This is a genomic window from Sabulibacter ruber (genome assembly GCF_017355955.1).
Taxonomy (GTDB): domain Bacteria; phylum Bacteroidota; class Bacteroidia; order Cytophagales; family Hymenobacteraceae; genus Nibribacter; species Nibribacter ruber_A.
In genome coordinates this window covers 183,547-205,327 of sequence record NZ_JAFFID010000004.1, presented here as the reverse complement: position 1 = coordinate 205,327, position 21,781 = coordinate 183,547, and the positions used below count along the sequence as shown (strand labels likewise).

Annotated in this window: 18 protein-coding genes and 1 tRNA gene; 13 read left to right on the top strand and 6 right to left on the bottom strand. The window is 52.2% G+C overall.

Annotation, left to right across the window (positions count from 1 at the left end; translation table 11 throughout):
- Positions 1-6: 6 nt before the first annotated feature.
- Positions 7-79: transfer RNA gene (locus JT719_RS18970), tRNA-Gln, on the bottom strand.
- Positions 80-174: 95 nt separating this feature from the next.
- Positions 175-2,394, bottom strand: coding sequence for a phosphoribosylformylglycinamidine synthase subunit PurL (gene purL / locus JT719_RS18965; protein ID WP_207435314.1), 2,220 nt, complete (start codon positions 2,392-2,394; stop codon positions 175-177).
- A 424-nt stretch (positions 2,395-2,818) separates the two neighbouring features.
- Between purL and JT719_RS18960 the strand changes: the two genes are divergently transcribed.
- The 11 genes from JT719_RS18960 (at position 2,819) to JT719_RS18910 (ending at position 14,217) form a co-directional block, all read left to right on the top strand.
- Positions 2,819-3,223 carry a hypothetical protein gene (locus JT719_RS18960; protein ID WP_207435313.1) on the top strand — a complete coding sequence of 135 codons (405 nt, stop codon included), beginning with the start codon at positions 2,819-2,821 and terminating at the stop codon, positions 3,221-3,223.
- Positions 3,224-3,225: 2 nt separating this feature from the next.
- Positions 3,226-3,459 (top strand): hypothetical protein, encoded by a 234-nt coding sequence (locus JT719_RS18955; protein WP_207435312.1) that lies wholly within the window; start codon positions 3,226-3,228, stop codon positions 3,457-3,459.
- Between the two features lie 482 nt (positions 3,460-3,941).
- On the top strand, positions 3,942-5,447 hold the full coding sequence (gene atpD / locus JT719_RS18950) for a F0F1 ATP synthase subunit beta (protein ID WP_207435311.1): 1,506 nt from the start codon (positions 3,942-3,944) through the stop codon (positions 5,445-5,447).
- Between the two features lie 94 nt (positions 5,448-5,541).
- Complete coding sequence (gene atpC / locus JT719_RS18945) at positions 5,542-5,790, top strand: ATP synthase F1 subunit epsilon (protein WP_207435310.1); 249 nt, start codon at positions 5,542-5,544, stop codon at positions 5,788-5,790.
- A 213-nt stretch (positions 5,791-6,003) separates the two neighbouring features.
- A complete protein-coding gene (locus JT719_RS18940) occupies positions 6,004-7,131 on the top strand; it encodes an aminotransferase class V-fold PLP-dependent enzyme (RefSeq protein WP_207435309.1) in 1,128 nt (375 codons plus the stop codon).
- A 547-nt stretch (positions 7,132-7,678) separates the two neighbouring features.
- Entirely contained in the window at positions 7,679-8,239 is a 561-nt protein-coding gene (gene pth / locus JT719_RS18935; protein ID WP_207435518.1) for an aminoacyl-tRNA hydrolase, read from the top strand.
- A 176-nt stretch (positions 8,240-8,415) separates the two neighbouring features.
- Entirely contained in the window at positions 8,416-9,639 is a 1,224-nt protein-coding gene (locus JT719_RS18930; RefSeq protein WP_207435308.1) for an MFS transporter, read from the top strand.
- Between the two features lie 102 nt (positions 9,640-9,741).
- The gene (locus tag JT719_RS18925) at positions 9,742-10,917 is read left to right on the top strand and encodes a lactonase family protein (RefSeq protein ID WP_207435307.1); all 1,176 of its coding nucleotides are present in this window, start codon (positions 9,742-9,744) and stop codon (positions 10,915-10,917) included.
- A gap of 159 nt (positions 10,918-11,076) precedes the next feature.
- Positions 11,077-12,048, top strand: coding sequence for an NAD(P)H-quinone oxidoreductase (locus JT719_RS18920; protein ID WP_207435306.1), 972 nt, complete (start codon positions 11,077-11,079; stop codon positions 12,046-12,048).
- Positions 12,049-12,173: 125 nt separating this feature from the next.
- Positions 12,174-13,046 carry a hypothetical protein gene (locus JT719_RS18915; protein ID WP_207435305.1) on the top strand — a complete coding sequence of 291 codons (873 nt, stop codon included), beginning with the start codon at positions 12,174-12,176 and terminating at the stop codon, positions 13,044-13,046.
- A gap of 163 nt (positions 13,047-13,209) precedes the next feature.
- Positions 13,210-14,217 carry a phytanoyl-CoA dioxygenase family protein gene (locus JT719_RS18910; RefSeq protein WP_207435304.1) on the top strand — a complete coding sequence of 336 codons (1,008 nt, stop codon included), beginning with the start codon at positions 13,210-13,212 and terminating at the stop codon, positions 14,215-14,217.
- A 105-nt stretch (positions 14,218-14,322) separates the two neighbouring features.
- On the opposite strand, the gene metG is transcribed toward JT719_RS18910, so the two are convergent.
- From metG to JT719_RS18890, 4 genes are all read right to left on the bottom strand, one after another.
- Positions 14,323-16,371, bottom strand: a complete 2,049-nt coding sequence (gene metG, locus JT719_RS18905) for a methionine--tRNA ligase (RefSeq protein WP_242693356.1) — start codon at positions 16,369-16,371, stop codon at positions 14,323-14,325.
- Between the two features lie 397 nt (positions 16,372-16,768).
- Complete coding sequence (locus JT719_RS18900) at positions 16,769-17,080, bottom strand: hypothetical protein (protein ID WP_207435302.1); 312 nt, start codon at positions 17,078-17,080, stop codon at positions 16,769-16,771.
- 62 nt (positions 17,081-17,142) lie between these two features.
- Positions 17,143-17,448: a hypothetical protein gene (locus JT719_RS18895; protein ID WP_207435301.1), complete on the bottom strand. Its 306-nt coding sequence runs from the start codon at positions 17,446-17,448 to the stop codon at positions 17,143-17,145.
- Positions 17,449-17,510: 62 nt separating this feature from the next.
- Positions 17,511-18,335, bottom strand: a complete 825-nt coding sequence (locus tag JT719_RS18890; RefSeq protein WP_207435300.1) for a DUF3050 domain-containing protein — start codon at positions 18,333-18,335, stop codon at positions 17,511-17,513.
- A 567-nt stretch (positions 18,336-18,902) separates the two neighbouring features.
- Here JT719_RS18890 and typA point away from each other — a divergent pair.
- Together typA and JT719_RS18880 are read left to right on the top strand one after the other, a co-directional pair.
- Entirely contained in the window at positions 18,903-20,708 is a 1,806-nt protein-coding gene (gene typA, locus JT719_RS18885; protein WP_207435299.1) for a translational GTPase TypA, read from the top strand.
- Positions 20,709-20,916: 208 nt separating this feature from the next.
- The gene (locus tag JT719_RS18880) at positions 20,917-21,696 is read left to right on the top strand and encodes an NUDIX hydrolase (RefSeq protein ID WP_341350781.1); all 780 of its coding nucleotides are present in this window, start codon (positions 20,917-20,919) and stop codon (positions 21,694-21,696) included.
- Positions 21,697-21,781: the final 85 nt, after the last annotated feature.

Sequence of the window (21,781 nt, the reverse complement as noted above, 5' to 3'; positions counted from 1 at the left end):
TCAAGGTTGTCCGACCAGGTTTCGAACCTGGACTCTTCTGAACCAAAATCAGACGTGTTGCCAGTTACACCATCGGACATTTTCATCTGACAACCTGTTGTTGTCGTTTGATGATGCAAAGGTATACAAGATTTTTTTCAGTGCAAACTCTGGAGTGAAAATTTTTAAAAAAATTTATTCCATAATCCGCTCTAGCGCGGTGTCATAGCTGTTTTTGATCACCTGAATGGCATGGAAAACCTCGCCGTCTACCTCGCAATAACGGGCAGTTACGTCTCCAATTTTCTTGAATGTCAAGCCATTACCAGACACCAATTGCTCAAAAGCAGCTTGCTGTTCTGGCTTTACGCTCACCACTACGCGGCCCTGGCTCTCACCAAATAAATAAGCGTCTTTGCGGAAGTTTTCGTCAGTAGTAACTGAGAAACCTAACTCATTAGGCATGGCAGACTCCAGCAGGGTGATGTACAGACCACCATCGGCGCAGTCGTGGGCCGACTGAATCAGTTTCTCCTCAATGAGGTTTTTCACGGTTTTCTGCAGCACCAACTCTTTCTCCATGTCAAAGACCGGGGCCGGAGACAGTTTCACGTTGTGGTAAGAATACAGGTACTCGCTGGAGGCAATATCGTTCTGCGGATCGCCCAGCAGGTAAATGGCATCTCCCTCGTTCTGGAACGCCAGCGTCATGGTGTTCGCCTTGTCTTCCACAATGCCCAGCATGCCTATGGTTGGCGTTGGGAACACCGGACCTTCGTCTGAAGACTGGTTGTAGAAGCTCACGTTACCACCGGTCACTGGTGTACCAAACGCGGTGCAGGCTTTGCCCATTCCTTTGATCGCGCCCACAAACTGCCAGTATACTTCCGGCACGTACGGGTTCCCGAAGTTGAGGCAGTTAGTGATTGCAACGGGCTCACCACCGGCACACACAATGTTACGGGCGGCTTCGGCCACGGCAATAGCGGTTCCTTCTTCCGGATCGGCGTTTACGTAGCGGCTGTTACAGTCAACGGTAATGGCGATGGCCTTGTCTGAACCTTTTACCTTCACAATGCCGGCATCGGCCGGACGGTTGGTGGTGAGGGTCGCCGTCCCGATCATGGAGTCGTATTGCTTGTACACCCAGCGCTTAGAGGCAATGTTAGGGTGCGTGGCCAGGAACTCGGCTACCGCTTTATAGTCGGTTGGCTCTTGTACGGAGTCAATGGTGAATTTCTTGGACTCAGCGAAATACGCGGGCTCGCGGTACTCTCTGTGGTACACCGGCGCACCACCGCCCAATACTAAGTCTTCGGCAGGTACATCGGCTACCAGTTCACCTTTCACGTAGTAGCGCAGGCGCTTGGTATCGGTTACTTCGCCTATCTGGGCGCAGGACATATCCCACTTTTCGCAGATCTGGTAAATAAGGTCTTCGGCACCTTTCTCCATCACTACCAGCATGCGCTCCTGGCTTTCAGAAAGCAGAATCTCAAACGGCTGCATGTTGGCCTGACGCATAGGAACTTTGTCTAGCCAGATCTCCATGCCGCTCTCGCCTTTGGCGCTCATCTCTGAGGTAGAGCAGGTGATACCGGCGGCACCCATATCCTGCATACCCACTACCCGGCCTGTCTCAATGATCTCCAGGGTAGCTTCCAGCAACAGTTTCTCCTGGAACGGATCACCCACCTGTACCGATGGCAAATCGTTCACGGAGTCTTCGGTGATGTCTTTAGACGCGAAGGCCGCGCCGTGGATACCGTCTTTGCCGGTGGCAGAACCGATGATGAACACCGGGTTACCCACACCGTGCGACGTAGCGCTGGCGGTTTTGCCTACCTCCACAATACCGGCGGAGAAGGCGTTCACCAGCGGGTTCACGTTGTAGCAATCGTCAAAGAACAGCTCGCCACCCACAGTTGGGATACCGAACGCGTTGCCGTAATCGCCGATTCCTTTCACTACGCCGCGCAGCAGACGCTTGGTTTTGTCTGAGTTCAGGTTCCCGAAACGCAGGGAGTTCAGCTGCGCGATGGGCCGGGCTCCCATGGTAAAGATATCGCGGTTGATGCCGCCTACCCCGGTGGCAGCGCCCTGGTAAGGCTCCAGCGCCGATGGGTGGTTGTGCGATTCGATTTTGAAAGAACAAGCTAAACCGTCCCCGATGTCTACCAGACCGGCGTTCTCTTCACCGGCTTTGGCCAGCATGCGAGGCGAGTCTTTGGGCAGGGTTTTAAGCCAGACAATAGAGTTTTTGTAGGAGCAGTGCTCAGACCACATCACAGAGAAAATACTCAATTCAGTGAAATTAGGCGTGCGGCCCAGGATTTCTTTGATGCGGTCAAATTCTTCAGGTAAAAGGCCCAGCTTCTGAGCGGTATCAACGGTAGGAAGGGTCTGAGTTTCCAAAATGGGTGCTGATTTAGACTGGTTTTAGTAAGATGAGGCAAAAATAAAGATTTCTTTTACAAGCCACTGCCATCTTTTCAGATCGTTTTAAGCTTGTTTCCCCGGAACGGAGGCAAAAACGGGAAATTAGCCTGCAAATCCCTCCCGTGCCTCAGGAAATTATCTTATAAAAACGGACCAACCTCGCCTAAATTGTCTTTTTTGAACTCTTCCTGCTCCTGGCAGCCTTACAAGTTGCTCCAAAGCACAGCCCCTGCCGAAGTTGAAAATACAGGAACACCCTACAATATAAAGAAATTGTAACCGGCACATTACCTCTGCGTGACTTGCTTATTATGTTTTGGTTAAGCTTAAAAGCCCTACTGGATTGCCAGGAAAGTTGTGCGTAGACTTACGCAAGACAATTCTTCAATGCCGTTGGTTTATGGGAAACGAGAAAGAGAACCAGATCAGACTGGAGGTTTACTACACCTCAGCAGCGCCAATTTCAACTTTTTGGCTGGAGCAGGACGATGAGCATTTTGCCTGGTTGGCAGACAGCCTGCCGGTTGTGCCCAGAGGAGATCACTATTGCCTATACCTGAACAGCCCCCGGGAATTCAGACAAGCCCGGCGCATGTTTCCCGTTATTGGCCATACCAACCGCCACCTGCGTTTCAGAGGTTTTCTGCGGAAAAAAGCCACAAAACGCCAACCTACCCCCTCACCCGAAATTTCCTGGCAACCTTCAGTTCAGGAGGCCGCGCCGGCAATAAGCCTCACCGGCACCTCGGGTTTTAGCTGGCGCCAGATTGTTTCCCTCTTCAAACTTTCCCTAAGCCGTTTTTGAGTATGGACAGTGCAATTACCCTCTGGTTTTATTTCAGGTCATCCTCCCCTATCTACACCTATTCCCTCGCCCAGAATGACGCTCGCTTAGCGCAGGTATTGGAAGACGTGCGGAAGGTGCAGCACGGCAGCCACGTATTCATCCACCTGCGCAGCGAGTTTGAATGGTGCCGCGCCATGGACTGCCTGAGCCTGACACCAGACGAAGCCAAACACGCGGTGTTCCCTGCGGCCTAAACCGTCCTTCCCCCCGCCTCAGAGACTACTTTCCCCAGTTGTCAATAGAATTTAACAGTCATCAGCTTTCTACTGGAAGCGCCTGTACAACCCAGCAACAGGCTCAGCCAGGAAGCATGCCTATCCTTTATATCAGAATTCTCCTCTAACCCATCCTTCCCTTTAAAGTATAACCAGACAGAAACAGACGCACAAACGGATTGTAAACCTTACTGCTTTCTTTCAGTACTTCTCTTTGAGGGCCTGGCCAGCATACTCCTGTTTTCAAGCTGTTTTTGGCAAAGGTGCTGTAAACCAAGGCAGCAGCGGTTTAGCCTTGCGTAGCGCAAAACACCCCAAAAACAGTATCTCACAGTCCTAAGTCTAGGCTCAGGCATTCTATAAACAATTTTTGCCTACTTCTATGGAAATCAGGAGAGAATGCAGTAATTTTGCGACCTGAAACTAGTCTGTATCTATCTAAATTCTTATAAACCAACCAAATGGCGAATATTGGCAGAATTACCCAGGTGATCGGTCCGGTGGTGGACGTAAGCTTCTCGGGTGAGAATTCTAAGTTGCCCAACATCATGGATGCCCTGGTAGTGGTGAAGGATAACGGTGCCCGCGTGGTACTGGAAACCCAGCAGCACTTAGGCGAAGACCGGGTACGTACCATTGCAATGGATGCAACCGAGGGCTTGACCCGCGGTATGGAAGTAACTGACTTGGCGGCTCCTATCTCTATGCCTACCGGCGATAACGTGTTAGGCCGTCTGTTCAACGTAATTGGTGATGCCATTGATGGTATCCAGCAGCCTGCCAGCCAGGTGAACCTTCCTATCCACCGCAATGCGCCACGCTTTGAGGACCTTTCTACTTCTACCGAGGTATTGTACACCGGTATCAAAGTAATTGACCTTATTGAGCCTTACTCCAAAGGGGGTAAAATTGGTTTGTTTGGAGGTGCCGGGGTAGGTAAAACCGTTTTGATCCAGGAGTTGATCAACAACATCGCCAAAGGCCACGGTGGTCTTTCTGTGTTTGCCGGGGTGGGTGAGCGTACCCGCGAAGGAAACGACTTGCTGCGCGAGATGATTGAGTCTGGCATCGTAAAATACGGTGACGAGTTCATGGAGTCTATGGAACACGGCGGATGGGATCTTTCCAAAGTAGACGCCAATGCGTTGAAAGAGTCTAAGGCTACCTTCGTGTTCGGTCAGATGAACGAGCCGCCAGGGGCCCGCGCCCGTGTAGCCTTGTCTGGTCTGACCATTGCTGAGTCTTTCCGCGATGGTGATGGTACTGGTACTGGCCGTGACATCCTTTTCTTCATTGACAACATCTTCCGTTTCACCCAGGCAGGTTCTGAGGTATCGGCTCTTTTAGGTCGTATGCCATCTGCGGTAGGTTACCAGCCAACTTTGGCGACTGAGATGGGTGCCATGCAAGAGCGTATCACGTCTACTAAGCGTGGTTCTATCACGTCTGTACAGGCCGTTTACGTACCTGCCGATGACTTGACTGACCCAGCTCCAGCGACAACCTTCGCTCACTTGGATGCTACAACCGTACTTTCCCGTAAAATCTCTGAGCTTGGTATCTACCCTGCGGTAGACCCTCTTGATTCTACTTCCCGTATCTTGACGGCAGACATCGTTGGCGAGGAGCACTACAACACCGCTCAGCGCGTAAAAGAGATCCTGCAGCGTTACAAAGAATTGCAAGACATCATCGCCATCCTGGGTATGGACGAATTGTCTGAAGAAGATAAACTGGTAGTACACCGTGCACGCCGTGTGCAGCGTTTCTTGTCTCAGCCATTCCACGTGGCCGAGCAGTTCACCGGCTTGAAAGGGGTACTGGTTGATATCAAAGACACCATCCGCGGTTTCAACGAGATCATGGACGGTCTGCATGACAACCTGCCTGAGGCAGCCTTCAACCTAGTAGGTACCATTGAAGACGCCGTTGCCAAAGGACAGAGAATGTTGGCCGAAGCGAAATAATTTTTAATTAGTTCTGAGTCTTGAGTTCTGAGTCCTGAGTCTGTGAAAAGATTCTGACTCAGAACTCAAGACTCAAGACTCAGAACTTATAGAAATGTATTTAGAGATCATCACCCCAGACAAAAGAGTATTTGAAGGAGACGTGACATCGGCTCAGTTCCCGGGCATTAACGGTAGGTTTGAGGTTTTGAACAACCACGCCGCCCTGATCAGTGCCCTGGCTAACGGACCGGTAAGGGTAACTCCTACCACCGGTACTCAACTGGTGTTCAATATTGACGGCGGAGTAGTAGAGGTTTTGGACAACAAAATCACTGTCTTAGCCGAGGCCGTAACAGCCTAAAGACTCCTGTTTTCATAAATGAAAGCCCGCTCTTCTGCAAAGGAGACGGGCTTTCGCTTTTTGAGGCAGTTTCTCTGAAAACAGGCTCAAAACGGATTTAACAGGTTAGCGCCTTTCTTCTTACCTTTAGAATTGTTGATTGCCTATTGTTGATTGTTTTCAGAGCCCCTTCAATTCCTAATTCTTAATTACCAATTCCTAATTCAACCCGCTGTGTCTATCTCACCTAAAATAACCCCCATCTATCAAACCTCCGTCTTCACCTTTGAGGACCTGAATGCGCTAGAAGCCTATTTTGAGCAGCCGAACCAGAGCTATATGTACAGCCGCAACGGCAACCCCAATACCGATGAACTGGCCGATGAGATCAACAAACTGGAAGGCGGTCAGGGAGCGGTGGCTACGTCTTCGGGGATGTCGGCAATTCTTACGGCCATTCTGGTGTACTCCCAGTCCGGCGACCATGTGCTCTGTGCTGAGGAAATCTACGGCGGCTCTGCGGCGCTGCTCTCACAGGAACTCACCCGCATGGGCGTGCAGATCAGCTTTGTGCCCATGGACCAGATGTACAGTTTTGACAGCTACGTGCAACCCAATACCAAACTGCTGCTGGTGGAAACCATCAGCAACCCCATGATGACGGTGCTGGATCTGGCCCAGGTAGCAAAGGCGTGTCAGGCGAAGGGCATCAGACTAGTGGTAGACAACACGTTTGCCTCCCCGGTCATCACCAAACCACTGGAACTAGGTGCCGACATCGTGATTCACAGCGTAACCAAATACCTCTCGGGCCACAGTGACGTGACGGCCGGCGTTACCATCTGCAAAGAACCCGCCGATGCCCAGCGTGCCAAGCAGATTGTAGTGGCATGGGGCTTGACCTTGAGCCCCTTTGAAAGTTGGTTGGCCGCCCGAGGCTTGAAAACCCTGAAGCTGCGCATGAAACAACACTCTGAGAACGGACTTGCTCTGGCCCAGTATCTGCAGCAGCACCCCAAAGTAAGCGCCGTTTTCTACCCAGGCTTGCCAGACCATCCGCAGCACGCCATGGCCGCAGCCCAGGGGAACGGAAAGTTCGGCGGGATGCTCTCGTTTAGAATCGCCGATGACGTGGAAACCGTGAACCGCTTCATGCGGGGCCTCACCCACATTCCTTTCGCCCCATCGCTGGCCGGGGTAACTTCTTCGGTTTCCTATCCGCTGGGCACCTCGCACCGGGCCTTAACCCCGGAACAACGTGAGAAAATGGGCATTACGGTCGGGCTTATCAGACTCTCTGTGGGCATTGAGGAACCCGAGGAACTGATTGCTGATCTGGAGAAAGCGCTGGCAGCTATTTAGGCATACTTCTGCTTTGGGGCTGATTTTGATTTGGAGCTATTTTCAGCAAACCAGCCCCAAGTCAGGAGTATTCCCCCTCTTTTCGCTGGCGCGAGTCTCCAGACTCGTGACCAGGGATGAAGCGAGTCTCCAGACTCGCCGGAACGGTTTGACTGGTTCCTACAAGCAGAGGCTAAGGCGCGGATAATCTGAAGGCACGGAAGTAACTTCCGTGCCATAGAAGGTCATAGAGGTCTTCCACATTCAGTTTCGCAGCGTTGCAGCGAGGGTAGTCAGGAGACTACCCGTCCTCTTGAGGCACGAGTCTGGAGACTCGCGCCAGCGTGGGCCAGCGTAGGGAACGTACACCAGCATGATTCAGCGATAAAGAAGTAACTTGTCCACAACATTGTAATTACCTGTCCAACGCTACTTCTATTTCCAGCTGATTTTCTAAAAATTAGCCCCAAAACGTGGAAGACCTTACCTTTGCAGGATGTTTACACGTTTAGTCAACTGGCTTGGCGGAAAAGAGACTTCTAAGCCCGCAGACGACACTCCAACTGATATGAAATACTTACTGGTGGGCCTTGGCAACATTGGCCCCGAATACGCCAACACGCGCCATAACATCGGGTTTATGGTGCTGGATCACCTGGCCAAAAAACACGAGGTATCGTTTGACACCGGCCGCCATTCCTTCGTGACCGAGTTCAAAACTAAAGGCAAGCACTTCACGCTGGTAAAGCCTACCACTTACATGAACCTGAGCGGGAAAGCGGTGGCGCATTGGCTGAGCAGCTTGAAGATTCCGGCTTCGCAGATGCTGGTGATCACCGATGACCTGGCCCTGCCCTTCGGGAAACTGCGGATGCGCGCCAAAGGCAGCGCCGGCGGCCACAATGGTTTAAAACACATTGAAGAAACGCTGGGCAACAATGAGTACCCGCGCCTAAGGTTTGGCGTGGACGCGCAGTTCTCCAAAGGCCGTCAGGTAGATTACGTGCTGAGCCCTTTCTCCCCGGATGAGCAGATTGACTTGCCTACCCACATTGAAAAGGCCGCCGAGATGTGCATTTCCTTCGGGGCCATTGGGTTGGAGCGCACCATGAACTTTTTCAACAAGTAATTTTTCTGCAAAAGGTATGCACTCCGTTTCCGGGCTGTTTTCAGGGAAACGGCCCGGAAACGGAGTGGCTCCTACGCTTCCTGACTCTTAGGGTTAGGCTTCCTGCTTCTGAATTTCTCAGGGGCGGTCTTTGGGCTTAGCGGTATTTCTCTACTTTTGTGCCGCTAACGCTTCCCATGAAACGCATTCTCTCCCTCTATAGCAACGCTTTTGGTGGCCTCTCAAAGGAAGCATGGCTGCTGGCGGTAGTAATGTTCATTAACCGCAGCGGGGCCATGGTGGTGCCGTTCCTGAGCGTGTACCTTACAGAGGCCATGGGATTCAGCCTTAAACAGGTGGGTATTCTGCTCAGCCTATTCGGGGCGGGCTCTATGTGCGGTACGTTTCTGGGCGGCTGGCTCACCGATAAGATTGGGCATTTCAGGGTGCAGTTCTTCAGCCTGGTACTGGGCGGAAGCTGGTTCTTTGTGATGCTGTTCCTGAAACGGTTTGAGCTGTTTGCCGGCGGTATCTTCCTGCTCAGCCTCTTGACCGAATGCCTGCGCCCGGCCAATGCTTCCTCGGTGAGTTCTTACGCCCGGCCCGAGAACGTAACCCGCGCCTTTTCCCTCAACCGGATGGCCATTAACCTGGGCTTTTCCATTGGTCCGGCCTTGGGCGGAGTGCTGGCTACCGTTTCGTACGAGTTCCTGTTCATGGCCGATGGCCTGACCTGCCTCACCGCCGGAGCCGTCTTTTTCTTTTACTTCCGGCACAAACAAGGACATACCCCAGCTCCAGCCGCTGCCGCAGAAGCAACCGCTTCCTTACCAGCTGCGCGCTCACCTTACCGCGATGGACTTTTTGTGCTGTTCTCCATCCTGTGCTGCTGTTTTGCCGTGGCCTTTTTCCAGTTCTTCTCCACCATGCCCCTGTACTACCGGCGGGTCTACCACTTGTCTGAGTTACAGATAGGGGCGCTGCTGGCGTCTAACGGACTCATGGTGTTTCTGCTGGAAATGATCATTGTGTACCTCATTGGAGACAAGCACGCGCTCTGGAAGATGATTGTGGCGGGATTGCTGCTGCTGGCTGCGGCCTTTGTGCTTCTGAACCTGGCCCACGGGTTTGTGGTGCTGGTTTTCTCCGTGCTGCTCATGAGCTTGTCAGAGATCCTGGCCATGCCCTTCATGAGCACGCTTACGGTGCAGCGGTCGGGGCCGCACAACCGGGGCTCTTACATGGCCCTGTACAGCCTCTCCTATTCCGCGGCGCACATCATTGGGCCGTACGTAGGCACCACCGTGATTGACAACTTCGGGTTTGACACGTTGTGGTGGGGCGGCAGTGCCCTCTCGGTGGTAGCGGCGGTGGGCTTTTACGTGGTAGTGAGGCGCCTGAGTGCCGCTCAACTGACCTAGCGGCAACCAGACCGAAGGGGCGCACCATAACTTTTCACGCTAATCATTCGAATTACAGTCCAGAATCAGTAGCTTTCCTATCGTAATCAAACCAACTGCTCCATGCTGCACTCTTTCCGCACTCTTCTGACCGCTATTGGGCTTACCGCAACCCTGGCCGCCTGTACTTCCGTTAAGCAGAACTCAACTTCACAAGAGATGATGGTCTACGTAGGTACCTATGCCAAACCAGATGCCGAGAGCATCTTTGCGTACAAGCTAAACGAAGAGACGGGAGAACTAACCCGCATACAAGGCGTGAAAGCCGGGGAAAACCCGTCCTTTCTTACCCTGGATGCCGACCGCAAACACCTGTACGCGGTAAACGAAACCACGGAGTACGAGGGTCAGAAAAGCGGAGCCGTGAGTGCCTTCGCCATAGACCAGCAAACCGGCAACCTTACGTTCCTGAACAAGCAGCCTTCGCTGGGCGGTGCTCCCTGCTACATCAGCCTGGACCATAAAAACAAAGTAGCCCTGGTGGCCAACTACGTGGGCGGCAACGTTTCTGCCTATCCTATCCAAGCCGATGGCTCCCTGAGTGCTTCCTCAGACATGGACCAGCACCAGGGCAAAGGCCCCAGGAAACAACAAGACGCGGCGCACGCCCACTGCATCATCCCAGACCCGGCCAATGAGTACGCGCTGGCAGTGGATTTAGGCATTGACCAGATTGTAAGCTATAAGCTGGACCAAAAGGCGGGCAAGTTGGAGCGGCAGGCGCAACCAGCGTTCGCGGCGAAAGCCGGGGCCGGACCACGGCACCTCACGTTCCACCCCAACAAGCGGTTTGCGTACGTCATCAATGAGCTGAACGCCACCATGACATCGCTCATGTACAACGCGGCCAACGGTACGTTCACCGAGGTGGAAACCGTCCCTACCATCCCCTCCGATTACACCGGAGAGAACGCCTGCGCCGATGTGCATGTTTCCGCCGATGGCAGGTTTCTGTACGGCTCTAACCGCGGGCACAACAGCATTGTGGTGTTCGCCATAGACCAAGATACCAACAAGCTCACCCTGGTGCAGCACGTGAGCGTTCAGGGCAACTGGCCGCGCAATTTTACGCTGAGTCCTTCGGGCAAAACCATGCTGGTGGCCAACCAACGCTCCAACAACATCACCACCTTCAAAGTGGACACCCAAACCGGAAAACTGACCTACACCGGCCACTCTACTGAACTGCCTTCGCCGGTATATGTGCAGGTGATTCCCGCGTTTCTTGGGGTGAAATAGGCCATATCTCTCAACTTTCAACCGCTCCATTTCCGGGCCGATTTCTCTAAAGAAGCCCGGAAATGGAGTGGTTTGTTTTAGTGCCCTTTTCCCTGGAATTGTAAGTAACCAAATCCTGAAAAGGAAGGTATTGCCTCAGACCACCCATCAGCCATTTGCATGAAAGCAGTAGTGATTACCACGCCCGGTGCCCCAGACGTTTTGCAGGTACAGGAGAAAGACATGCCTTCGTCAACGGCGCAGCAGGTTCTCATCAAGGTAAAAGCCGCGGGTATCAACCGCCCCGATGTGGCACAACGCAAGGGGAACTACCCTCCTCCTGCCGGTGCTCCCGTGGATATTCCGGGTCTGGAAGTGGCGGGTATAATAGAGGCCTGTGGAGACGAGGTACAGCGATGGCAATTAGGTGACGCTGTCTGTGCTCTGCTGCCCGGCGGCGGCTACGCCGAGTACGCGGTGGTAGATGCCCGGCACTGTCTTCCGGTTCCTTCTGGCTGGAGTTTTGAGGAAGCGGCCTCGCTGCCTGAGACTGTTTTCACGGTTTGGCACAATGTCTTTCAGCGGGGCAAGTTACAGCCCGGAGAGTCCCTACTGGTACACGGCGGAAGCAGCGGCATCGGGATTACGGCCATTCAGTTGGCGAAAGCGTGGGGAGCCCGCGTGTTCGCCACCGCCGGTAGCCCGGAGAAATGCGCCGCCTGCGAAGCCTTAGGCGCTGAACGCTGTATCAACTACAAAACCGAGGACTTTGAAGAAATCCTGAAAACCGAAGGCGTAGACGTAGTTCTGGACATGGTGGGCGGCAACTACATCCCTAAGAACCTGAACCTGCTCAAACCCGATGGTCAGTTAGTATTCATCAACGCGATGCAGGGTGCCAAAGGCGAGTTCAACGTAATGCAGGTCATGCAGAAACGGCTTTCTATTAGCGGTAGTACCCTGCGCCCCAGAGACGCTGAGTTCAAAGCGCTCCTTACCGCTGACATAGAAAAACACGTGTGGCCTTTGCTGGAGGCGGGTAAATTCAGACCGGTAATCTACCAAACCTTCTCTCTGCAAGAGGCAGCCCAGGCCCACGCCCTTATGGAAAGCAGTGAGCACATCGGCAAGATAGTCCTCTCCATAGCCTGAAATCGTTTTGGCGCTGTTTTTCAAAGAATCGTCTCAAAACAGAAAACCGCAAACGTCTGGTTTAGCCAAATAACTCCTTCCGCCGTATCTCTAAATAGCCTTTTCTTTTAATCAGGCGCCCTTGCATGAATCTTCTGTTCCTTACATTCGGTCCTAACATCAAGAACCACTTCCAGGCAAACTTCGCGATCTTGTCTTTTTTGCCGTACCTGAAGGAGCAGCATCGTATCTACGTCTACACAGACTACCCAAACCTGTACCAGCATCTGCAAGACCATGTACAGGTAGTGACCGCCACCCCAGAGCAGCTCACCCAATGGAAAGGGCCGCACAACTTCTTCTGGCGCGTCAAGATCAAAGCCATTGAGCAACTGGTGCAGCAACACCCAGACCAGTCGGTAATGTACTTAGATTCTGATGTGTTCCTGTACCGCAATCCCGAGGAGTTGTGTTCCGAGTTAGCCGCCGGAAAAGCGTTCATGCACCTGTGCGAAGGCAAGCTCTCTGAGCTGAAAAGCAAAACCGATAAACGGATGTGGAGCCAGGTAAAAGGCCTGAACATTGGCAACCTGCAGATCACTGAAAACCACCACATGTGGAACGCAGGGGTGGTTACTCTGCCAGCCCAGAAGAACCTGGAGGCGATTCAACTGGCCCTCCAGATCTGTGACACGCTGTGCGCCCAAAAGGTAACTCCCCGGCTCATTGAGCAATTTGCCCTTTCGGTTGCGCTGGAAGAAACCTACGAACTCTGCGAAGCCAAGCCCTGGATTGCGCATTACTGGGGCAACAAAGACGAATGGAATGAGTGCATCAATCAGTTCTTCATGGAGTCTCATCTGCAGGGCTTATCTCTTGACCAGGACATTGCCCGCTTACAGCAGTTCAACTTTAAATCGCTTGCTTTGCTGAAACGCCCTAAAAACACCAGAACCCGCCTTATAAACGTGGTAGACAGCTTGTTTCCGGTGAAAGGCGAATCGTTTATTGAAGAATAAGCGGCGGGCCTTCAAGCGCAAAGACCTGCTTATATTTGGTGAGTAACTGGTGCAGGCACGGGTGTAAAGCAGAAACCATATAGAAGCCTTTCCTGCAGCCATCGGCCCCTATGACTAGCCTGTATTTGGGTAAAAAGCATATCTTTCGTATTCATTGTAGTTTATGAAGAAGCTTCTCCAGAAATACACAGGCTTTCTGCGGACGTTAAAGGCCGTTTACATTGTCAATAACCTGCTGCACCTCCCAGAGTTAAAGCACAACCGGGCTATCTATAAAAAATTTGGGGTAAAGAAGCCTATCTATGCTCCCGTTTCCAGTGTTGATTTTGCAAAACTGCCGCCTCAGCCCGGCCCTTGGCTAGACCGCCCTGCGGCATCGCAGCAACTGGCTTCTCACCCACAGTTAAGCTCTTTCCCGGCACCCGTACGGGAGCAGTTGCAACAATGGCCTGACAAGGGTTATCTTATCCTGGACAAGTTTTTACCTGAGAGCTCCGTAGACAGCATCAATCAGGAAATTGACAAGATGCTGCAGCGCAAAGAGGTAGACTTCAACTACACCAAACGCAAAATCATGTTCGCCTTTCGGCAGTCAAAAGTGATAGGCGATGTAGTGCATAAACCCGAGCTCCTGCACGTACTGGAGTTTCTGCTAGGGAAAAAAGTAATTCCGTTTCAAAGCATCAATTTTCTCAAAGGCAGCGAACAAAAAGCCCATTCAGACTCCATTCACATGACCACTTATCCGTTGGGATATCTGGTAGCCGCCTGGATTGCCCTGGAAGACATTACCCCAGAGAATGGCCCCTTGTTCTACTACCCGGGCAGCCATAAATTACCCTATGTCCTGAACCCCGATTTTAACAGCGGCAGCTCTGCTCTCAGAATCGGGGATCATGCGTATCCTAACTATGAGAAACGCATCAGCGAAATCATCCAGGAGAAACAGCTGGAGCAAGAGATATTCTATGCCAGGAAAGGCGATGTGTTTGTCTGGCATGCAAACCTGCTGCACGGCGGCTGCCCTATCCTTAACCCGGCGGCTACCCGTAAAAGCATGGTGATCCACTACTACGCCCAGGATGCCATCTGTTACCACGAGATTACGCAACGGCCGGCCCTTATTCCGAAAGAATTTCAACACCACTTCAGCCTACGGGATGATGACTAAACAAAAAGCCTCGCTGACGTAATCAGCGAGGCTTTTTGTTTAGCTTCTGTTTTAAGCGTGTTTCTGGCAAAGAAAGCCTGAAACGCTTAATATATTTCCTATTTACTAAGAGACTCCACCGCCGTTCACAATTGGCTTGGATGGCTGCATAAAAGCCAGAGATCCGTCGGCGTTTTCGGCCATCAGGAGCATGCCCTGGCTCACAATGCCTTTGATCTCGCGCGGCGCCAGATTCACTAGCACGCTCACCTGCTGCCCGATGATTTCCTCGGGGTTGAAGTGCTCGGCAATGCCGCTCACAATGGTACGCTGGTCAATGCCGGTGTCTACTTTCAGCTTCAGTAGCTTCTTGGTTTTGGCCACTTTCTCAGCTTCCAGGATGGTCCCAATGCGGATATCGATCTTGGAGAAATCATCGAAGTTGATGTTCTCCTTTGATGGCGCCGCCACGGCATTCGCCAGCTCGTTCTCCTTTTTGGTATTAAGCAGTTTCTGCACCTGCGCCTCAATCACGGCATCCTCAATCTTCTCAAACAGCAACGCGGCTTCGCCGATGGTGTGCCCCGAAGGAATGAGATCAGGTGAACCCGCCTCGTCCCACTTGCCCGGCGTGTAGTTCAGCATGGCTGCCAGTTTACCGGCCGTTTCCGGCAAGAACGGCTCAGACAAGATGGTCAGGCTAGCTGAGATCTGCAACGCGATGTTCATGATGGTTTCTACGCGGGCGGCATCGGTCTTGATCAGTTTCCAAGGCTCGGTGTCTGCGAGGTATTTGTTACCCAGGCGCGCCAGGTTCATCAACTCACCCAAGGCTTCCTTGAAACGGTACTTCTCAAGGGAGGCAGCAATTGATTCTGGATATCCTTCAAGCTCAGTTATTATAGCTACATCAATTGGGTCTAATACGGCTTGGCGACTAGGAACTTTTCCTTTGTAGTATTTATTGGTGAGCACCACCACCCGGTTGATGAAGTTCCCGAAGATGGCCAGCAGTTCGTTGTTGTTGCGGGCCTGGAAATCTTTCCAGGTGAAGTCGTTGTCTTTGGTCTCGGGAGCATTGGCGCAAAGCACGTAACGCAATACATCGGCTTTGCCGGGCAGTTCTTCCAGGTACTCGTGCAGCCACACCGCCCAGTTGCGGGAGGTGGAGATTTTGTTGCCTTCCAGGTTCAGGAACTCGTTGGCGGGCACGTTGTCGGGGAGCACGTAATCTCCGTGGGCCTTGAGCATGGCCGGGAAGATGATGCAGTGGAAAACAATGTTGTCCTTCCCTATGAAGTGCACCAACTTGGTGCCCTGGTCTTTCCAGTAGGTTTCCCAGTCCGGCGTGAGGTCTTTGGTAGCGGAGATATAGCCAATAGGCGCATCAAACCACACGTAGAGCACTTTTCCCTCGGCACCTTCTACCGGCACGGGCACGCCCCAGTCCAGGTCACGGGTTACGGCGCGGGGCTGCAATCCTTGATCGATCCAGCTTTTGCACTGGCCGTACACGTTCGTTTTCCAGTCATTCTTGTGGCCATCCACAATCCACTCGCGCAGCCAGGCCTCGTATTGGTCCAGCGGCAGGTACCAGTGCTTGGTATCGCGCAGCACGGGCGGCTCGCCGCTCAGGGTGCTTTTCGGGTTGATCAGGTCAGTGGCGTTCAAAGAGGTTCCGCAGCTTTCGCACTGGTCGCCGTAGGCGTTCTCGTTGCCGCACTTGGGGCAGGTACCCACAATGTAGCGGTCGGCGAGGAACTGCTGGGCTTTCTCGTCATAGTACTGCTGGGTGGTCTGCTCAATAAACTTGCCCTCGTTGTAGAGTTTCAGGAAGAAACCGGAAGACACCTCGCGGTGTGTCTGCGACGAGGTGCGGGAATAGATATCAAAGGAGATGTTGAAATCGGCGAAGGATTTCTTGATCAGCTCGTGGTACTTGTCCACGGCCTGCTGTGGCGTGATGCCTTCTTTTTTGGCCCGAATGGTGATAGGAACGCCGTGCTCATCTGAGCCGCAGACAAACTTCACATCACGGCCGCGCGAGCGCAGGTAACGGGCGTAGATATCGGCGGGAATGTACACGCCGGCCAGGTGCCCAATGTGCACGGGACCGTTGGCGTAGGGCAGCGCCGCGGTAAGGGTATATCTTTGTGGATAGGTGGTTTCAGCCATGTTGTATAGGTTATGCTGCAAATATAGTAAATAGGTACTCATTGGTGGGCGTGTTGCCAGGGCAAGGGCTTACTGGCACGTTTCGGGCCTGCTTTGCCAAAAACAGCCTGAAATCAGAATCTCCACCTTAGCAGGAGTTTACGGTTAGCCTCAACTAAGCCCGAGCTTAAAGTAGTGTACTAGCTTTCAGGAAGTTGGTTATCTAAGTTGAACTTCAGAGGCTTTTTAACCTGATCTTAACAGAACTGCTAAGTGTGTAACCAAAGCATCAATGGCCTTGCCGAATTCTATTTAACCTACCAGCAGCCTAAAGCAAAAACGCCGCTTCTTCCGTGCACATGCACGAGAGAAGCGGCGTTTTCTGGGTGTTTTTCAGAATATGCCGTGAAAACAGGTTCTATTGTTCTCCGCCGGTGGTGTTTACCCTGGGGGGCATGGCTGGGCGCCGGATGGTGTCTGGCGCTACCGGTTGCCGCCCCGGCAGAATTTTCTGGCTGCGCATGGCAGGTGTGTGGTTTCCCGGCGAGTTAGGATTCCGGTCCTCTATGTTCAGTTTCCGGTTCACGTGACTGGCCTGCTGGTTCATTTCCTGCACGGTGGGCGTGGCCCGGTACGTACGCTGCGGCTCTGCTACTTCCAAGGCCGGATTGTCGCGGGCCGAGGTGCAGGCTGCCACCCACAAACTGCACGCCAATGGGCAAAGAAACATGACAGCCGTTTTCCGCCCTCTTTCCCAAAATCTCCTCCAAAACGTCTGCATGGCTTTTCTGGTTAACGGGCGTTGCTTTGGCTTAAGTCCTCATCTTCCAGTTCCTGCACGGCTTTGTAGCCTACCGGAGTCAGCCGCAGACCGGCGGGGTCTGGGGTGGCATAGCCTTGGTTGCGCAAGTGTTCCTCGGCGCGTTTCTGCACATCGCGGTAGTGGAGTTTATCGTCTTCCTGGTGCAGGAAAGGATAAATCTCGTCCCAACCCAGTACTTCCTCGGCCTGCGTGCCTTTCACTTTGAAGGCCTTTAATATAAGGTAACCGGTGTTCTCTATATTCTCGCTGTTGGAGCTCAGGTTCTCTAAATCCATAGTTGTATGTGTTAAGGTCTGTGCTTACCAGTACGTCAACACACGGGCAAAGGATTTAAAGCCTAGTGGCGTTTGATCTTAGCCAAAATACCATCCCACAGGTGCAGGCGCATGCGCTGGCAGGCCACGGCTTCCTCGCGGCATTCTTCCCACTTGTGCTCGTCATCGCCGCACAGTTCAGACACCATTTTCATGGCCAGCGGCGAGTGAATCTCGTCATCCAGCTGAATGTGGCGGTCCATATAGTACTGGAAGGTGTCCAGGGTACCGGGGTAGCGGCGGTTCAGGTCACCGATGAGGCAACGGAACATATCCGGGATCACATCCTCGCGGCCAAAGGTGAATGCGGCGGCAATGCGGTGCGGTTGCCCGCTCTGGATGATTTGGAAGGTGTGCTTCACGAAATCACGGGTGTTGCCCGGCACCGGCAGGTTCTCTAATTGGGTGAACACAGATTTGCCCTGGTGCAAACCGGCCATGAACTCATGGATCAGGCGGGTATCGGCGCCGCACTCTTCCATAGCCCGTACATACAGTTCAAAGTGGCTGATGGGGTTGCCTTCAGGGTCTACATCGGTTTCTTCCTCCAGCACAATCTCATTGATGAGCCTGCGGTTAGAGGGGCTGCCGTGCGGGGTCCAGGGTACATCCACACAGGTTAAGTGGCGCTGCAGGCTTTTCAGCAGGCTCATGAAATCCCAGACGGCAAAGATGTGGCTCTCCATGAAAACCCGCAGGTCTGCCAGATCATAAATAGACTCATACAGTGGGTGCTGCATGAGCGCTTCGCGGTGCGGGCGTAGTTCCTGCTGCAGCCAGTTTATCCTTTCCTGGTAAATTGGCGAAAGAGAGGGGGAATAACCGGTTTTCTCCGAGGTTAGGGGCATACAATATGGGTATAAAAAGATGTAGATAGATACAGTAGGTCGTGGATTCTTCCACGCCTTTTTTCAAACGCCTCTCCCCTCCGCAGACTGAAATATTGTAAGGTAAAGGTACGTTCAGATGCGCTCATTACGCAAAGGAAATCCAAACGTTTTAATACAATATTGACTTTTCTGATAGTCAGTAATTCACCTGGTGTAAAGAAAAAATTACACGCTCAGCATTGGGGCAACAACAGTTCACTGGATATAGGACTATTGGTAAGAACGCCTAAGTACTTCATCTTAGGCAAATTAGAATATTGCGGTAATCAGTCCTACCCTCTTGTATACGAGAAAACAGCTTATAAAAGCCATAGAAAAACTAATGATTGTTGGGGAGAATAGCAAGCCGTTCCTTGAAAATATCTTCTCCAAGAGAATAGAACCTCCCCGGAACTTAGCCTACCCTTACAGGTGTTTTATACCTTAAGCAATTACCCGTAAGTGGTTGGGCAAAAGGGGTTTTTCAGAATAAGTATAGAAAAGCCTAAGAAAAACCTTACCTTTGCGGCCTGAAAATAACCTCTAATGCAAAATATCCGCAACATCGCGATTATTGCCCACGTGGACCACGGTAAAACCACGTTGGTAGACAAAATCATCCATGCTTCAAAGATTTTTGACGCACACCAACAGTTTGACGACCTGATCCTGGACAACAACGACCTGGAGCGGGAACGCGGCATTACCATCGTTTCCAAAAACGTGTCCGTTCGGTACAAAGATGTTAAAATCAACATCATCGATACTCCTGGTCACGCCGACTTTGGAGGGGAAGTAGAGCGTGTATTGAAGATGGCCGATGGGGTTCTGTTGCTGGTGGACGCCTTTGAAGGTCCTATGCCCCAGACCCGTTTCGTGCTAGGAAAAGCTATCCAGTTGGGCCTTAAGCCAATTGTGGTAGTAAATAAAGTAGACAAAGAGAACTGCCGCCCAGACGAGGTGCATGAGTCTGTATTTGACCTCATGTTCAACCTGGATGCCACTGAAGACCAGCTGGACTTCGTGACCCTGTACGGCTCCAGCAAGCAAGGCTGGATGAGCCGCGACTGGATGCAGCCAACCGAAGACATCACTCCTTTATTGGATGCTATTATTGAGGTGATCCCTCCTGCCCCGTTCCGTGAAGGTACGCCGCAGATGCAGGTAACCTCTCTGGATTACTCTTCTTTCGTGGGCCGTATCGCCATTGGGCGCGTGCACCGCGGTGTCCTGAAAGAGGGAGCCAACATGAGCCTTTGCAAGCGCGATGGTTCTATCAAGAAAGTGAAGATCAAAGAACTTCAGGTATTTGAAGGTCTTGGCAAAGTGAAGGTGGCCGAAGTAGCCGCCGGTGAGATCTGCGCCGTGACCGGTATTGAAGGCTTTGACATTGGCGATACCCTGGCTGATTTCGAGAACCCAGAGCCGATGGACCGCATCGCCATTGATGAGCCAACCATGAACATGCTCTTCACCATCAACAACTCTCCGTTCTTCGGGAAAGAAGGTAAGTTTGTGACTTCCCGTCACCTGCGCGACCGTCTGTTCAAAGAAACCGAGAAAAACCTGGCCCTGCGCGTAGACGAGACCGACCGTGAAGACCAGTTCCTGGTGTACGGCCGTGGTATTCTGCACTTGTCTGTGTTGATTGAGACCATGCGTCGTGAAGGCTACGAGTTACAGGTAGGTCAGCCACAGGTTATCTTCAAAGAAATTGACGGCCAAAAACACGAGCCGGTAGAGCACCTGGTAGTGGACGTGCCAGAAGAAACCGCTGGTAAAGTAATTGAACTGGTAACCATGCGCAAAGGCGAACTGACCATCATGGAGCCGAAAGGCGACCTGCAGCACCTGGAGTTCAACATCCCGGCCCGCGGCTTGATTGGTCTGCGTAACAACGTCTTGACCGCCACTGCCGGTGAGGCCATCATGAACCACCGCTTCCTGCAGTATGAGCCGTTCAAAGGTACTATCCCAGGCCGTATTGCCGGTTCTTTGATTGCCATGGAAACGGGCCCAGGAACGGCCTACTCCATTGACAAACTGCAAGACCGCGGTATCTTCTTCGTGGAGCCGGGTGAAGATGTGTACATGGGTCAGGTAATTGGCGAGCACAGCCGGGGCAATGACCTGGTGGTGAACATCCAGAAAGGAAAGAAACTGACCAACATGCGTGCCTCCGGTTCTGATGACAACGTGAAGATTGCGCCTAAGAAAGTGTTCTCCCTGGAAGAAGCCATGGAATACATCCAGAAGGATGAGTACCTGGAAGTAACTCCTAAGAGCATCAGAATGCGTAAGATTTACTTAGACGAGAACGAGCGCAAGCGCTACGGCAACTCAGAGAACTAAGCATAACTTATCTATAGAAAAGCCCTCTTGCATCTGCAAGAGGGCTTTTTTGTTTTACGCCTGTTTTGCGGAAAACTGCCTCAGAACAGATGGTAGGAACAGAAAGAGCGCCTACCCACCCGTTGTAAGTACCAACTTCCGGCAGTAACTTCAAGCAACCGTTATCCCCTGAACGGTTCGGAAGGCCCTTGACCAAAATCAGCAAATTGTGAATCCTACTATAACCCTCATGGAGAACCAGGGAGACTTGAGAAGTTTACTGGAGCAGAAATCTGCTTTGTACTGGCAGGATTACATACCGCATATCTCCATAGACTGCGTAGTTTTTGGGTTTCATGATGCCACCCTTAAGGTTCTGCTGTTGAAGGTGAAAGACCAGGACCGATGGGGATTGCCTGGCGGCTACATGGGCAAGCACGAGGACATGAACCAAGCCGCCGCCCGCATTCTGCAGGAACGAACCGGGGCCGAAGACATTTTCCTTCAGCAGTTCAGTGTCTTTTCTGAGCTGAACCGCTCTGAGGACTTCTTCCAGGAGTATCCAGACACGCTGTGGCACAAACAGCGCTTTATCTCTGTTGGGTTCTATGCGCTGGTAGACTACACAGAGGTAATTCCTGTGCCAGATGAACTCTCCAGCGCCTGCGAATGGAAGGATATTGAAAATCTGCCAGCCCTGATGATGGACCACCAGAAGATCCTTCTGGAAGCGCTGGAAACCTTAAGAAGGCAACTGAACTACAAACCCATCGGGTACAATCTGCTGCCCGCTGAGTTCACCATGCCAGAGCTGCAAAAACTGTATGAAATCATTCTGGGCAAAAAGCTGAACCGCGGAAACTTCTACCGGAAGATGCTGGCCTATGACATACTGGACAAACTGGAGGAACCCAGAAAAGGAGGCGCGCACAAAGCCCCCAACCTGTACAAGTTTAATATGGAGAAGTACGAAAATGCCCTCAGACACGGGTTCAAAGAAGGCTGGTGAGTTCTGTCCTCTCCTTAATGGCAGCTTCACGCACAACCAAATTCTCTCTTTTTAAGCTAAAATTCAGAAAACACGCCTGAAACGC

Coding starts and splice junctions, on each gene's coding strand:
- typA (WP_207435299.1), top strand. CDS start 18,903: ATGCAAAATATCCGCAACATCGCGATTATTGCCCACGTGGACCACGGT.
- JT719_RS18920 (WP_207435306.1), top strand. CDS start 11,077: ATGAAAGCAGTAGTGATTACCACGCCCGGTGCCCCAGACGTTTTGCAG.
- JT719_RS18895 (WP_207435301.1), bottom strand. CDS start 17,448: ATGGATTTAGAGAACCTGAGCTCCAACAGCGAGAATATAGAGAACACC.
- pth (WP_207435518.1), top strand. CDS start 7,679: ATGAAATACTTACTGGTGGGCCTTGGCAACATTGGCCCCGAATACGCC.
- JT719_RS18955 (WP_207435312.1), top strand. CDS start 3,226: ATGGACAGTGCAATTACCCTCTGGTTTTATTTCAGGTCATCCTCCCCT.
- atpD (WP_207435311.1), top strand. CDS start 3,942: ATGGCGAATATTGGCAGAATTACCCAGGTGATCGGTCCGGTGGTGGAC.
- JT719_RS18890 (WP_207435300.1), bottom strand. CDS start 18,335: ATGCCCCTAACCTCGGAGAAAACCGGTTATTCCCCCTCTCTTTCGCCA.
- JT719_RS18925 (WP_207435307.1), top strand. CDS start 9,742: ATGCTGCACTCTTTCCGCACTCTTCTGACCGCTATTGGGCTTACCGCA.
- atpC (WP_207435310.1), top strand. CDS start 5,542: ATGTATTTAGAGATCATCACCCCAGACAAAAGAGTATTTGAAGGAGAC.
- JT719_RS18900 (WP_207435302.1), bottom strand. CDS start 17,080: ATGTTTCTTTGCCCATTGGCGTGCAGTTTGTGGGTGGCAGCCTGCACC.
- JT719_RS18915 (WP_207435305.1), top strand. CDS start 12,174: ATGAATCTTCTGTTCCTTACATTCGGTCCTAACATCAAGAACCACTTC.
- JT719_RS18930 (WP_207435308.1), top strand. CDS start 8,416: ATGAAACGCATTCTCTCCCTCTATAGCAACGCTTTTGGTGGCCTCTCA.
- JT719_RS18960 (WP_207435313.1), top strand. CDS start 2,819: ATGGGAAACGAGAAAGAGAACCAGATCAGACTGGAGGTTTACTACACC.
- JT719_RS18910 (WP_207435304.1), top strand. CDS start 13,210: ATGAAGAAGCTTCTCCAGAAATACACAGGCTTTCTGCGGACGTTAAAG.
- metG (WP_242693356.1), bottom strand. CDS start 16,371: ATGGCTGAAACCACCTATCCACAAAGATATACCCTTACCGCGGCGCTG.